Origin of the sequence: Pseudomonas sp. G5001 (assembly GCF_013385475.1) — a bacterium.
Taxonomy (GTDB): domain Bacteria; phylum Pseudomonadota; class Gammaproteobacteria; order Pseudomonadales; family Pseudomonadaceae; genus Aquipseudomonas.
In genome coordinates this window covers 41,872-55,185 of sequence record NZ_JACAPZ010000039.1, presented here as the reverse complement: position 1 = coordinate 55,185, position 13,314 = coordinate 41,872, and the positions used below count along the sequence as shown (strand labels likewise).

Annotated in this window: 11 protein-coding genes; 7 read left to right on the top strand and 4 right to left on the bottom strand. The window is 62.5% G+C overall.

Annotated elements, in window-relative coordinates; all coding sequences use genetic code 11:
- Window positions 1-146: 146 nt before the first annotated feature.
- Window positions 147-1,007, bottom strand: coding sequence for a Dyp-type peroxidase (locus HX805_RS27405; RefSeq protein ID WP_177054849.1), 861 nt, complete (start codon window positions 1,005-1,007; stop codon window positions 147-149).
- Between the two features lie 159 nt (window positions 1,008-1,166).
- Between HX805_RS27405 and HX805_RS27400 the strand changes: the two genes are divergently transcribed.
- Both HX805_RS27400 and HX805_RS27395 read left to right on the top strand, forming a co-directional pair.
- Window positions 1,167-2,792 (top strand): NADP-dependent glyceraldehyde-3-phosphate dehydrogenase, encoded by a 1,626-nt coding sequence (locus HX805_RS27400; protein WP_102369501.1) that lies wholly within the window; start codon window positions 1,167-1,169, stop codon window positions 2,790-2,792.
- A 154-nt stretch (window positions 2,793-2,946) separates the two neighbouring features.
- On the top strand, window positions 2,947-4,008 hold the full coding sequence (locus HX805_RS27395; protein ID WP_003211716.1) for an FUSC family protein: 1,062 nt from the start codon (window positions 2,947-2,949) through the stop codon (window positions 4,006-4,008).
- Here HX805_RS27395 and HX805_RS27390 read toward each other — a convergent pair whose 3' ends face one another.
- A complete protein-coding gene (locus tag HX805_RS27390; RefSeq protein ID WP_087694807.1) occupies window positions 4,009-4,872 on the bottom strand; it encodes a LysR family transcriptional regulator in 864 nt (287 codons plus the stop codon).
- Between the two features lie 105 nt (window positions 4,873-4,977).
- Here HX805_RS27390 and HX805_RS27385 point away from each other — a divergent pair, with 105 nt between their 5' ends.
- Window positions 4,978-5,823, top strand: a complete 846-nt coding sequence (locus HX805_RS27385; RefSeq protein WP_177117474.1) for an alpha/beta fold hydrolase — start codon at window positions 4,978-4,980, stop codon at window positions 5,821-5,823.
- Between the two features lie 230 nt (window positions 5,824-6,053).
- Here the strand turns inward: HX805_RS27385 and HX805_RS27380 are convergent, their stop codons facing one another.
- Window positions 6,054-6,806 carry a TetR/AcrR family transcriptional regulator gene (locus HX805_RS27380; protein WP_003211721.1) on the bottom strand — a complete coding sequence of 251 codons (753 nt, stop codon included), beginning with the start codon at window positions 6,804-6,806 and terminating at the stop codon, window positions 6,054-6,056.
- A gap of 363 nt (window positions 6,807-7,169) precedes the next feature.
- On the opposite strand from HX805_RS27380, the gene HX805_RS27375 reads away from it, so the two are divergent.
- From HX805_RS27375 to HX805_RS27360, 4 genes are read left to right on the top strand one after another with little or no spacing between them, the layout of a single operon-like run.
- Window positions 7,170-7,877 carry an ABC transporter ATP-binding protein gene (locus HX805_RS27375; RefSeq protein WP_023658970.1) on the top strand — a complete coding sequence of 236 codons (708 nt, stop codon included), beginning with the start codon at window positions 7,170-7,172 and terminating at the stop codon, window positions 7,875-7,877.
- On the top strand, window positions 7,874-9,073 hold the full coding sequence (locus HX805_RS27370; protein ID WP_003211725.1) for an ABC transporter permease: 1,200 nt from the start codon (window positions 7,874-7,876) through the stop codon (window positions 9,071-9,073). The genes HX805_RS27375 and HX805_RS27370 overlap by 4 nt, the downstream gene beginning before the upstream one ends.
- Window positions 9,066-10,547 (top strand): TolC family protein, encoded by a 1,482-nt coding sequence (locus tag HX805_RS27365; protein ID WP_008432459.1) that lies wholly within the window; start codon window positions 9,066-9,068, stop codon window positions 10,545-10,547. The genes HX805_RS27370 and HX805_RS27365 overlap by 8 nt, the downstream gene beginning before the upstream one ends.
- On the top strand, window positions 10,537-11,802 hold the full coding sequence (locus HX805_RS27360; RefSeq protein WP_177117473.1) for an efflux RND transporter periplasmic adaptor subunit: 1,266 nt from the start codon (window positions 10,537-10,539) through the stop codon (window positions 11,800-11,802). Before HX805_RS27365 ends, HX805_RS27360 begins: the two co-directional genes overlap by 11 nt.
- Before the next feature lie 42 nt (window positions 11,803-11,844).
- Here HX805_RS27360 and HX805_RS27355 read toward each other — a convergent pair whose 3' ends face one another.
- Window positions 11,845-13,263, bottom strand: coding sequence for an FAD/NAD(P)-binding protein (locus HX805_RS27355; RefSeq protein WP_177117472.1), 1,419 nt, complete (start codon window positions 13,261-13,263; stop codon window positions 11,845-11,847).
- Window positions 13,264-13,314: the final 51 nt, after the last annotated feature.

Genomic DNA, 13,314 nt, shown 5'->3' with positions numbered 1-13,314 from the left:
CGAGGCACCGAGTGGTGGGGCAGAGACCTTTTGGTTACTTTTGGCTGGGCCGGCATTCCGGGCGTTTGCCAAAAGTGACCCGCTGTAAGAGCGGAACCATAGGCGGCCGTTACCTAAATAATGGATATGTACCCCGAACAAAAACCTCAGCGCACCAAGCTCAAATCCACCCGCCCATCACGCACCGGCGGACACCAGTAATACCCCCCAGTCAACGGCTTGCTAATGCGATACAACCCATCAACAATCCCATCCTCAAGCCCACTCATGCGGCGCAGTTGGGCTTCAAACGCATCAAACGAATGCCCAAACGCCAGGAACATCAACCCCGCCTGACCATTCTCGGCCCATGGCATCGACCGCCGCACCACAAACGCCTCCGGGGTAAAACTCTCCTGAGCCGTACGCTTGGTGTGCGCCGACTCCGGCGCGTCCTCCAGCTCCTCGTTATCACCATGGCGCCGACCAATAATGTGGTCCCGCTCCAGAGCCGGCAACGCCGCAAACCCATCCAGATCATGCTGCCACTGCTGGATCGCCGCAAAACTCGCACCACCCTGCGCCACCGCAGCCTCCACCGCCGCATCATCATGCGGATTCTCAGTGCCGTCCTCATAGTCGGTCAGGTCAAACCCGGTCTTGTAGCGAAACCCCTCGGTCATCTGCACCAGACCAAACCCCGGCGCCAGGGCCTTCTCGAACGCCCGGCTGCGCAACAGCAACTCACCGCGATCCACACCGTGCAACCAGACCCACAGCGCCTGCTGGGTCGACGGATTCTCCGCCCCCGGCCCGCTCACACGAGGGAACGCCCGCAACCCGTCAATCCGGGCGCCAAGGGCATTGACCAGCGGCTCACCAAAACCGACCACCGCACTGGCGTCCACCAACTGCACCAGCGCATCCAGTGCAGCAGGCACGGCATCCAGCGACTCAATGGCAAAAAACAGATGGCGTGCCTGCAACGGCACCGGTGCGGCAAGAATGCCCGGCTGGTACTGACTCATGTGAACTCCTTCAAGAAAGCCGCGCAGTTTACCCGGCGAGCTCACGGTTGTGCTCAAGGTTTTCCAAGGTTCGCGGGTTAATGCGTCTAGCCCTTGCCACACGGGCCGTTGATGGGTGAATCTCTAGTCACGTTTTGCAACCATTCCAGGGGTAGCGACATGACCACCGACAACCTGCTCGCCCAGCTGTTTCCCACTGCCGCCGAGATTCCCGAGCAATTCCGGCTCGCGGCGCCCATCGAACAACGTGATTACCTGGTCGGCGGCCAGTTGCATGTGTGGAACGGCCCCTTGGCCGAAGTGCGCAGCCCGGTGCAGTTGCGCGGCACCGACGGTGACACGCCGGTGATCATCGGCAGCACCCCGCTGCTGGACGCCGACACCGCCTTGACCGCCCTCGACGCTGCCGTGGCCGCCTACGACCGTGGCCAGGGCGCGTGGCCGACCATGCGCGTGGTGGATCGCATCCAGCATGTCGAAGCGTTTTTGCGGCGTATGCGCGAACAGCGTGACGCAGTGGTCAAGCTGCTGATGTGGGAGATTGGCAAGAACCTCAAGGACTCGCAGAAAGAGTTCGACCGCACTTGCGACTACATCACCGACACCATCAACGCCCTCAAGGAACTCGACCGCCGCTCCAGCCGCTTCGAGCTGGAACAGGACACCCTGGGGCAGATCCGCCGGGTGCCACTGGGCGTGGCGCTGTGCATGGGCCCCTACAACTACCCGCTGAACGAGACCTTCACCACGCTGATCCCGGCGCTGATCATGGGCAACACCGTGGTGTTCAAGCCCGCCAAGCTCGGCGTGCTGCTGATTCGCCCGTTGCTGGAGGCGTTCCGCGACAGCTTCCCGGCCGGCGTGATCAACGTGATCTACGGCAGCGGTCGCGAGACGGTCAGCGCGCTGATGGCCAGCGGCAAGATCGATATCTTTGCGTTTATCGGCACCAACAAGGCCGCCAGCGATTTGAAGAAACTGCACCCGAAACCGCACCGGCTACGCGCGGCGTTGGGCCTGGATGCAAAGAATCCCGGGATCGTGCTGCCGCAGGTCGACCTGGACAATGCGGTCAACGAAGCTGTCACCGGTTCGCTCTCGTTCAACGGCCAGCGTTGCACCGCGTTGAAGATCCTGTTTGTGCATGAGGATGTGGTCGACAGCTTTATCGAGAAATTCAACCGCAAGCTGGCGACCCTCAAGCCTGGCATGCCGTGGGAAGACGGTGTGTCGCTGACGCCACTGCCCGAGCAGGGCAAGGTGGATTACCTCGGCGGCCTGGTGACCGACGCACTGGCCCATGGCGCCAAGGTGGTGAACGAGAATGGCGGCGCCAGCCGTGGCTCGTTTTTCTACCCGGCGGTGCTGTACCCGGTGAACCCGCAGATGCGCGTGTACCACGAGGAGCAGTTCGGTCCGGTGGTGCCGATCGTGCCTTACCGCGACCTGGAGACGGTGATCGACTACGTGCTGGAGTCGGACTTCGGCCAGCAACTGAGTATCTTCGGCACCAGCCCGAGGGAAGTCGGGCGCCTGGTGGACGCGTTCGCCAACCAGGTGGGCCGGATCAACATCAATGCCCAGTGCCAGCGCGGGCCGGACAGTTTCCCGTTCAACGGGCGCAAGAACTCGGCCGAGGGCACGCTGTCGGTACATGATGCGTTGCGGGTGTTTTCGATCCGTACCCTGGTGGCGACCAAGTTCCAGGCGAGCAACAAGGAACTGGTCAGTGACATCCTGCAGGAACGCACGTCGAGCTTTCTGACCACTGACTATATTTTCTGAGCCCGACACCGATCTAAAAATGTGGGAGCGGGCTTGCTCGCGAAAGCGGTGGTTCAGTCGCCGGATGTATTGACTGACACGCCGCCTTCGCGAGCAAGCCCGCTCCCACATTGGAACTGAGTGAAGCCTGAACAACGAGGTTACCCTGATACCAATGAATCTCCCTCTCTTCGCCCGCCGCTTGCTGCGTCCGTTGCTGGACCCGTACCGGCGCTACCGTCACGCCAAGTTGATCCACGCGGTGCGGGTTTCCATTGGGTTGCTCGCAACGATCCTGCTCACCACCGGCATCAACCTGCCCCATGGTGAGTGGGCCTCGGTGACGATGCTGATCGTGATCGGCGGTTTGCAGCACCACGGCAATATCGGCAAGAAAGCCGTCGAGCGCGCCTACGGCACGTTGATCGGCGCCAGCGTCGGTTTGCTGCTGGTGCTGCAACAGGCGTATCTGGGGCAGCCACTTTTGACCTATTTGCTGATGTCGGTGGTGTGCGGGTTCTTTTCCTATCACGCCATCGGCAAGGGCGGATACATCGCGTTGCTGTCGGCCATCACCGTATTTATCGTTGCGGGCCATGGCGATAATCCGATATCGGACGGGTTGTGGCGCACGGTCGACATCCTGATCGGCATCGTCCTGGCCCTGGCGTTTTCCTTCGCCCTGCCGCTGTATGCGGTGTATTCCTGGCGCTACAACCTGGCCAGTGCCTTGCGCGATTGCGCGGCGATTTATAGCCGGATCATCAGCGGCCAATCGGTCACCGATGATGAACACCTCAAGCTGCTGAATCGCCTGAACGCCGCGATGCTGCAACTACGCTCGCTGATGCCATCGGTGTCCAAGGAAGTGCGGATTTCCATGACCGAGCTGGACACCCTGCAGCGGCATTTGCGGATGTGCATCAGCACCCTGGAGATCCTCGGCAACACCCGCCCCGACCCACGGGACAAGGAAGCCCTGGCGCGCATGCAGGTGGCGTTGAAAGCCGAGCACCGGCAGATTCGGGTGCAGTTGATCGGGATGGCGCGGGCGTTGCAATCCGGGGCCACCGACCGGCTGGAACGTCCGAGCACCACGCCGACCCACGAACAGACCTTTGAAGTGCCGGTGGTCAACGCGTTGGACGGTTACCGGTTATTGACCCTGCAACTGGCAGCCAATATTGACGCCATGCGCCAGCGCCTGGCCAAGAGCGCCAGCCACTGGAAAATCTGATCAGCCCCGGTGCAGCGCCTGTATCAACAGCTGCTGCAACGCCTGTAACCGGGGCGCGGGGCTGTCCTCGGCAAAGCGCAACACGTTCGCCACTTCGGGCAGCGGCATCCGCTGGTCGAAGGGGCGATACACTTCCACGCGCTTGTCGAGATGGTCACTGCTGAGCAGGCCGATGCCCAACCCGGCGGCGATGGCCGATACCACACCCTCCACCGACCCGCATTCCACCACCACCTGCCAGCGAATGCCCAAGGCGCTCAGGCGTTCCTGGGCCAGTTGCCGGTAAAAACAGCCGGGGCCGAAGGTGATCAGCCGCACGCATTCGTCAGGCGCAGGCTGCCAGCCGGGCCGGGCGCACCAGTGCACCTGTTCGGTCCACAGCAATTGGTCCCGCGCTTCGATACGCGGGATAAAATCCTGGTGCAGCGCCAGGTCCAGCTCGCGGTCCACCAGGGCCTGGCGAAGCACGTGGCTCTGCTCCACCACAATTCGCACATCCAGCTGGCGGTGTTGCCGGGAAAACTGGCCGAGCAAGTTCGACAACTCGGCCATCGGCACCTGTTCGGTGGCGCCCAGGCGGATGGAGCCTTGTAACTGCACCGGATTGAAATGCGCCAGCGCCGCGTCGTGGGCCTCGATGATGCGCCGGGCGTGGACGAGCAACTGCGCGCCGTCATCACTGGCCACCAGGCGCTGGCCCTCGCGCTGGATCAATGGCCGCTCGAGTTGTTTCTCCAGGCGCTTGATCTTCCAGCTGACCGCCGACTGGCTGAGGTTCAAACGCTCGGCCGCCCGGGTGACACTGCCGGTTTCGACCACAGTTTGCAGGGCACGCAGCACATCGATGGGCAGTCGCTGGTTCATGATCAGACCTATGACAAAAACAGGATTAGCAGAGAGTAAGTTGTCATTGGCGTCATGACCAGCCGAGCTTTAGGGTAAAGCCTTAATCAACCGCGAGGACCTGTCATGACTGCCCTGCTTAACGAAACCGCACTGATCAACGGTTGGCGCATCGCCACTGGCCGCCATGGCGAGGGGCTGCCGGTGCTGTTGCTGCACGGCACACCCGCCCATTCCGTCATCTGGCGCAAGGTGGTGCCGCGTCTGACTGCCGCCGGCATGCAGGTCCATTTGTTTGACCTGTTGGGTTTCGGCGCTTCGGAGCGTCCACTCCAGGGGGATACTTCGGTGGCAGTGCAAAGCCGCTTGATCGGCGATTTGCTGGACCACTGGGGGCTCGAGCGTGTGCACCTGGTGGGCCATGACATCGGCGGCGTCAACGCGCTGCTGTTTGCCCTTGACCACCCGCAGCGGGTGCACTCATTGACGGTCGCCGACGCCCCCAGCTATGACTCGTGGCCATCGCCCACTTGGCGCGGGATTCATCAGCGGTTTGCCGAACATGCACGCATGGCACCGGATGAACACCGCGCGTTGATGATCCGACAACTGGCCATGGCGGTGTTCGACAAGAGCGTGATGCAGGGCGCGCTGCTGGAGGAATACCTGGCGCCGATCAGTGGCGTGATCGGTCAGCCAGCGTTCTACCAGCATCAGGTGGCGCATTACGACTCGCGGTATACCGCCGATTTTGCGAAGCGCCTGCCGGGCATGGATTTGCCGGTGCAGATTTTATGGGGCGCTGAAGATGAATGGCAGCCGCTGGCTTATGCACATCGCCTGCGAAACGACATTCATGGGGCCGTGCTGCAGGTGGTGCAAAACGCCGGGCACTTTCTGATGGAGGATGCGCCGGAACGGGTGAGTGAGTACCTTGTAGACTTTATCGGCCAGGTTCACAGTAAACGCTGACTGCCATTTGTCGGGATTACACAAGCCAATAGACTTCACACTTTCTCTTACATATTTTTCACGTTTTATTCACATCCAGAGACGTAGGGTAAAGCCTCATCCGTTACAAACGTTGTAGTTAAAAACCCGCCGCCCCAGCGGGTTTTTTTTGCCCGGGATTTGAGTGGGCACACGGTTTCTGGAGAGAGGAGTCGAAGCAAACCGGCTCATTGCGAGCCGGTCTTGATGGGTCAACGAGCCACCTTGTTGACAGGCGACGCCGCTTGCTCACGTATCGCGCGCTGGGTATCGAGCACCCGCGCCAGGGCCGTTTCGGCTTCAGGACTTTGCTGCGGCACACGAATCGCCGCCGACACCAGGGTAATCAGCTTGGCCATGACCTCGGCATCCGTGGCCGGGCGTCCCAGGCTCATGGAGTTCATCAGCAAACGCAGCTCGGTACCGGCCATCACCCCGGAGATCGCCTTGAGGGCAAATTGCAGGCGCACCCCCAGCTCGTTGCGCGGCAAGTCCGGAAGCGCCAGGGCGAAGGCTTCGAAGAAGCGCTGGAACACCGGCTGGTAATGCACCTTGAGGTATTCCTGGATAAACGGCGACGTGTCGCTGTACACCCGCCCCAGGAACCGGATGAATGAACGCCCTTCCCCGCTGGCCGGGTCGCTGCGTTCCAGGCCCATGGCCGGGGCGAACAGCACCCCGAGCAAGGTGTCGCAATCCAGCGGTCCGTCGGATTCGGCTTCGCACCGGGCGAGCAACTCCAGGCGCTGCTCGTTGAGCGGCTCCAGGCGCTGCATCAGCAGGGTTTTCATCAGGGAGTCCTTGTCCCCGAAGTGGTAATTCACCGCAGCGAGATTGACCTGGGCCCTCTCGGTTATCTGCCGCAACAAAACAGCGTCATAGCCGTATTTGATGAAAAGAGCCTCTGTCGCATCCAGCAATCGGGTCTTGGTAACGTTTGGAGCGCTGAGTTTCTTCGCGACCATAGGGATTGGGGTTCCACTGCGGAAATATTGTTTTAAAAATTAATTTGATTTTTTATACCGGGGCCGCTGCCTGAAAGCAAGTAGTGACACAGCGCCATACTATTCAAAGCCAACAGCAACGGGCTCATTGAGGGTAGCTGATGGATTTTTTCAGCGCCGGAAACGTCCCTTTGAAGAATCGTTTCAAAGGGTAAAACCGCTCTATATCCATGGCTGGCGGAACGGCTGGATCGCGGTTAGTATTCAAACAATATTTTAAAAACAAGAAATAAAACCAGTCCGTGACGTGTACCAGGCAGCTCCTGAACTTGTTACAAGGATTTTCGGGGGAAGCACGGCGCTGTCGAGGCTGCAGGCGTAGTCATGATGACAGATACCCCCGCGCACCCAGGCTTTATCTCCTTGCAAGGCATCGGCAAAAGCTATCAGCTGGCCGGTCAACACCTGTCGATTCTCAATGATGTATGCCTGGCCATCGAAACCGGTGACAGCTGCGGCATCCTCGGCGCCTCCGGCTCCGGCAAAAGTACCCTGCTCAATATTCTCGGCCTGCTGGATTTGCCCGACTGCGGCCAGTACCGCTTTGCCGGCCATGACATCTTCAGCGCCAGCCCCGATCAATTGGCGGCGATCCGCAATCAGCAGATCGGTTTCGTCTTCCAGAGTTTCAACCTGCTGCCACGCCTCAGTGCCCTGGACAACGTCGCCCTGCCCCTGAGCTACCGCGGCGTGTCACGCCACGACTCGGTGGAACAGGCCCTGCGCATGCTCGACCAGGTGGGCCTGGCCGAGCGCGCCCACCATCGCCCGGCCGACCTTTCCGGCGGCCAGCGCCAACGGGTCGCCATCGCCCGGGCATTGGTCGGCAACCCGTCGGTGATCCTCGCCGACGAACCCACCGGCAACCTCGACAGCACCACCGCCCAGGAGATCATGGACCTGTTGCTGGCGCTCAACCGCGAGCAGCAGGTGACGCTGATCATCGTCACCCACGACCCGCACATTGCCGAACGCCTGAATCGCAAGATCCTGGTGCGCAATGGCGTGGTGCAAGAGGCCGGGCGCCTATGAGCCTGCGGGTCGAACAAAGCCTGAGCCAATTGCTGCACGAGGCGTTTGTCAGCCTGCGCACCCTGGGCAAGCGCTCGATCCTGGCCTTGCTGGGCATCGTCATCGGCAGTTCGTCGGTGGTGGCGCTGATCAATATCGGGCACAACGCCGCCGAAGACGCGGCGATGATTTTCAAGGACATGGGCACCGACACCCTGGTGGCGCAATTCCCGCCCAGGGGTGCCAGCACTGCGCAAATGCCCGCCAGCCTGGACCTGGAAGCCGTGCGCCGCAGCGTTCCCGGCATTGCCCATATCGGTGCGGTCTCGCTGTTCAGCGGGCCAGTGGTGTTCCATGGCCGTACCTGGAACGCAAGCCTCGTCGGCAGTACGCCGGACCTCAAGGATGCCATGCGCCTGTCGGTGCGCGACGGGCGCTTCCTGTCGAGTTTCGATGCTGGGGAAACCTATGCGGTCGTCGGTGACCAGGTCGTCCAGGCCTTGAGCGTGCCCGGCGACCCGCTGCAACTGGGCGACCGGGTACGTATCAACGATTACCTGTTCCTGATCGTGGGCATTCTGCACAGCCAGCCCCGGGCAATGCTGATTCCCGTACAGGCCAACGAATCGCTGTTCGTCCCCGCCCCGGGCATGCGCCGGATCTACGCCAGCCCGCAAATCGGCAACGTGATCATCCGTGCCACCCCCGGCCAGGATATGGAACGCCTCGCCCAGGACTCAGCCGTGGCACTGCGAGCCCAGCTCACCGACCACGATGTCGACATTCAGGTACCCCAGCAAATGATCGATGGCATGACCCGCCAAAGCCGGACTTTCGCCTACCTGCTGCTGGCCCTGGGCGCGATCTCCCTGGTGGGCGGCGGCGTCGGCGTGATGAACGTGATGCTGATGAACGTCTCGGAACGGCGCCGGGAAATCGGGATTCGCATGGCCCTCGGGGCGCGCCAGCGCGACATTCGCAACCTGTTCCTGCTGGAAGCCGTGACCCTGACCGCCGTGGGTGCGGTATGCGGCGCGGTACTGGGCATGACCGCCGCGTACCTGTATGCCAGGCTGTCCGGCTGGCAGTTTTCCCTGGCGGTGGCCGCGCTGCCGCTCGGGGTCGGCAGCACGTTGCTGGTAGGGTTGTTTTTCGGGATCTATCCGGCGGTGTCGGCCTCGCGGCTGCAGCCGGTGGAGGCCCTGCGCGATGAATAAACGCCTGCTGTTGTTGACCGCCTTGGTAAGCCTGCACAGCGTGGCCGCCGACGTGGTGATTCGCCCCTCCGCACCCAGTACCACCCGCAGTGGCTATGAACGCAGCGTGTCGCTGAATGCCCAGTCCACCACCCTGACCCTGGGGGATGCGGTGTACCTGGGCCTGCGCAACAACCCGGCGATTCGCAGCGCGTACCTGCAACGGGTGGCGCAGAAATTCGACCTGCGGGTAGCTGAAGACACGTTCAACCCCAAGCTGACCCTGAACAGCTACTACCGCACGACTAAAGGCACTGAAGACAGCTCCCGCAACGCTAACCTCGCGCCTAATGCCACCTTGCTCGGTGAGTACGGCACGCGCCTGAGCATGAACTGGACCCAACAACTGAACAACGCCGATCGCGCCGGACGCTACCGCAGCGACGGCCTCGACCTGTCACTGATCCAACCGCTGATGCGCGGTGCCGGCTGGGACGCCACCACCGCCCCGCTGCGCCTGTCACGCCTGTCGGAACAGGCCAACCGCCTGAACCTCAAGGCCAACGTGGCGCAAACCATCAGCAACATCATCGCCACCTACCGCGAGTTGCTGCGGGCCCAGGAACAACTGAGCATCGTGCAGGACGCCCTCAAGCGCTCCGGCACTTTGCTTGAAGTGAACAAGGCACTGATCAGTGCCGGGCGCATGGCCGAGTTCGAGATTGTGCAGACCGAAGCCGATATCGCCACCCAGCAACTGGGGGTGGAAGAAGCCCAGAACCAACTGGACACCAGCCGCCTGGCCCTGCTGCGCCTGCTGGCCCTCGACCTGTCGACACCGATCCGCGCCACCGAGGCCCTTGAAGCCAGGCCCATGGACATCGATAAACGCCAGGCTTTCGTGCTGGCGCAGAACCAGCAGCCGGAATACCTCGCCACCCTGCTCGGCAGCCAGCAGGCCGACCTCAACCTGGTGATCGCCAAGGACTCCGGCCGCTGGCAAGTGGACCTGGTGGCCGGTGCCAACCAGATTCGGGCCGCCACCAATGACGATAACGGCTACAACAGCAATCGGCGCTGGGACAGCTACGCGGGCGTGCAGGTGCAGATTCCCATCGGCGACATCAGCACTCGCCAGGCCGAGGTGCACGCGCGGGTCGATGTGGAAAACCAGGAGATCATCATTGCCGACGCCCGCCAGCAACTGGAGCGCGACGTCAACGATGTGGTGCGCGACCTGGGCACTCGCTGGCGCCAGTATGAAATTTCCCAGCGGGCGGTAGAGTTGTCCAAGCGCAAGATCGAAATCGAACGGGAAAAACTCAGCGCCGGGCGCTCCACGAACTTCCAGGTATTGAGTTTCGAAACCGACCTGCGCAACGCCGAGAACTCGCGGCTCAATGCGCTGATTGCCTATTTGAACGCCCAGACTCAGCTCGACCTGACCCTGGGCATGACGCTGGAAAGTTGGGAAATCGCCCTCAATGACTACTAATAAGAAGCGCCTGTTGGGCGCCGTGTTGATTGTGCTGGTGGCCGGCGTCGGCATCACGCTGCTCAGCCGTCAAAGCCCGGCCGCCAACCAGCCCGGCAACGCCGAGCAGTGGCTGGCGGTGAAGGTCGACCCGCTGGTGCATCAGATCGGCCTGGTGGGCAAGATCGAGCCTGACACCACCATCACCCTCACCGCGCCGTTCGACGGTAATGTGCAGGCCAACCTGGTGGAACAGGGCCAGCGGGTCGAGGCCGGCCAGGTGCTGCTGCGCATGGACCCGGCCACCCTCGAAGTGCAACTGCGCGACGCCCTCTCCGCCCAGCTCAAGGCCCGGCGCACGGTGCAGGAAATGCAGGACTGGGACAGTGGCCAGCAAGTCGGGCGCGCCCGCCGCACCCTGCGCACTGCCGAAATGACCGCCAGCAACACCCAGCGCAAACTCACCGAAAGCGAAAACCTGTTCAAGCGCGGCATCATCCCGCGCAACGAACTCGACGACCTGAAACAACAGGCCACCCAGCAACAACTCGACCTGACGGCCGCCCGCGCTGAGCTGCAACAGGCCGTTGAACAAGGCAAGGGCGAATACCGGCAGATCGCCGATATGGAGCTGACCAACGCCACCGTGAAATATGAAGCCCTGCGCACCCTGCTAGATGGCAAGGAAGTCAAGGCCCCGTTCTCCGGCATTGTGGTGCCGGCGCCGGGCAGTAATTCATCGACCCAGGGCGGCGGGGGCAATAACGCGCCGGTGCAGGCCGGGAGCAAGGTCAGCCAGGGCCAGGTGCTGTTTGGACTGGCGAATATCGAGAAACTGAAAATCGTCGCCAAGGTGTCGGAGCTGGACATCAACCAGTTGCACCAAGGGCAGGCGGTGGAGGTGATGGGCGACGGGTTTGATGGGGAACGGCTGACGGGATCGGTCAGCGTGGTCAGTGGCTTGGCGATTGCCAGCGACAGCCAGGGTAGCGCGCAGTTTCCGGTGACCCTGTCGATTCCCAAGCTGACCCCGCAACAGTTGCAACGGGTAAGGTTGGGGATGAGTGCGCGGTTGACCATTGTGACCTACAACAATGACCAGGCGATTGTCGTACCGGCCCAGGCGATCAGTCGCGGGGACGGTGCGATGACGGTGGAATATCGGGCCGCGATGGATAAGCCGGTGGAGCGGGTGACGGTGACCACCGGGCAGTCGACGGCCCAGGGGGTTGAAGTGTTTGGGTTGAAGCCGGGGTTTGTGAAGGTCGGGCCATGAACCCGACCTGTAGGCGCTGGCAAGCCAGCTCCCACATTAGATTCAGAGGTGTGCCAACCTCGCGGCCAGCGCCTTGGCCTGAATCGCGACATCCGTCACTGCGGTACTTTCCCACCACATCCCGCGCAACGGCGGGCCCATGGCAAACAGCCGCCGGCTGACATTCCCGTGGGCATCCAGCACCGCCCCCGACACATCCGCCGCAATCCCCAACGCCAACGGCCCGGGCTGAATCAGCCCGCGCTTGAGCAACTGCCGGGGCAACGGCCGGGCCACGCGCCGCCAGTCATATTCAATCCCGCTGGAGTTGATCAGCGCTGCCCCCGACACCTGCACCACATCCTGCTCTCCACGATGACGCAGGCGGATCGTCACCTCACCTTGCGAAGGCACCAGCCCCTTGTACGAAGCCGCCCGGATCCGCAGCCGCCCTTCCCCATGCAACCGCGCCACCAACTCGGCACTTAACGGCGGCGAACGGTGGTGGTGGCTTTCCCACCAGGGCCGCACATGCCGCACGAACTGACGTTTCTCGCCCTCGCTGGCCTGGCTCCACAACCGCCCGATGTTGGCACGCACGGTGTCCAGCGGCGCTTGCCAGTCAATCCCCTGCTCCAGCGCGAGCCGGCATTGGCGCCGCACCTCCCGCAGCAATTGCCGGGGGCTGCGCAGGCTGTGGTCTTCTCCCAGGAAGTCGACCCAGGCCGGCGGCTGCCGACGGACATGGGGCAACAGGCCGTGGCGCGAAAAAATCTCGATGGGCCCGCGATGGCCGGCCTGTTCCAGGGACACCACGGCGTCCACCATGGTCAGCCCGGAACCGATGATCAGTACGGTGGATTGCGGGTCCAGTTGGGTCATGGCCGATACATCCCACGGGTCGACGGCAGCGGCATTCAAGCCGCTGGATTCGGTCTGTGGCGTGCGTGCCGCCGGGAACATGCCGGTGGCCAATACCGCACAGGCACCGCGCAGTTGCTGGCCGTCGTTCAAGGTCAGCCGTGTGGCGTGTTCATCCACCTCAAGGTCTGTCACCTCGGCGCGAATGTGCTCGACGGTCGACGCGGAAATCGCCTTGGCCTCGGCCAGCCGCTGCTGCGCGTACAGGCCAAAAATCCCGCGGGGCGGAAACAGTTCGCTGATGGGCACGTGCTGCTGGTCCGACTCGGGCCAGCCGCCGCCGGCGATGTAGGCGGTCAGCCACTGGGTCAGGTCATCGGCGTTGTCCGGGTCGACGCTCATGCGCGCGGCGTTGCCGTTCAAGGTGTGCCCAAGCTCTACCGCACTGTAGGCCTCGCCGCGCCCCAGTTCCTGGCGCGGCTCGATCACCAGGATCTGCCGCGTGCCCGGCAGGCGCAGCAACTGCACCGCCAGCATCGTCCCGCTCAGGCCGCCGCCGACAATCAGCACATCGGCGTTGCGAATGGCGCTCGTCGCCTGTCCGCGTTCGGTTTCACTCATGAAATTGCGCCCTTACTGTCTGCCTGAATGGTTGTGGTAAAAATCGCCCCG

Excerpts from the sequence above, each read along its gene's own strand:
- HX805_RS27405 (WP_177054849.1), bottom strand. The coding sequence starts at position 1,007 with ATGAGTCAGTACCAGCCGGGCATTCTTGCCGCACCGGTGCCGTTGCAG.
- HX805_RS27400 (WP_102369501.1), top strand. The coding sequence starts at position 1,167 with ATGACCACCGACAACCTGCTCGCCCAGCTGTTTCCCACTGCCGCCGAG.
- HX805_RS27395 (WP_003211716.1), top strand. The coding sequence starts at position 2,947 with ATGAATCTCCCTCTCTTCGCCCGCCGCTTGCTGCGTCCGTTGCTGGAC.
- HX805_RS27390 (WP_087694807.1), bottom strand. The coding sequence starts at position 4,872 with ATGAACCAGCGACTGCCCATCGATGTGCTGCGTGCCCTGCAAACTGTG.
- HX805_RS27385 (WP_177117474.1), top strand. The coding sequence starts at position 4,978 with ATGACTGCCCTGCTTAACGAAACCGCACTGATCAACGGTTGGCGCATC.
- HX805_RS27380 (WP_003211721.1), bottom strand. The coding sequence starts at position 6,806 with ATGGTCGCGAAGAAACTCAGCGCTCCAAACGTTACCAAGACCCGATTG.
- HX805_RS27375 (WP_023658970.1), top strand. The coding sequence starts at position 7,170 with ATGATGACAGATACCCCCGCGCACCCAGGCTTTATCTCCTTGCAAGGC.
- HX805_RS27370 (WP_003211725.1), top strand. The coding sequence starts at position 7,874 with ATGAGCCTGCGGGTCGAACAAAGCCTGAGCCAATTGCTGCACGAGGCG.
- HX805_RS27365 (WP_008432459.1), top strand. The coding sequence starts at position 9,066 with ATGAATAAACGCCTGCTGTTGTTGACCGCCTTGGTAAGCCTGCACAGC.
- HX805_RS27360 (WP_177117473.1), top strand. The coding sequence starts at position 10,537 with ATGACTACTAATAAGAAGCGCCTGTTGGGCGCCGTGTTGATTGTGCTG.
- HX805_RS27355 (WP_177117472.1), bottom strand. The coding sequence starts at position 13,263 with ATGAGTGAAACCGAACGCGGACAGGCGACGAGCGCCATTCGCAACGCC.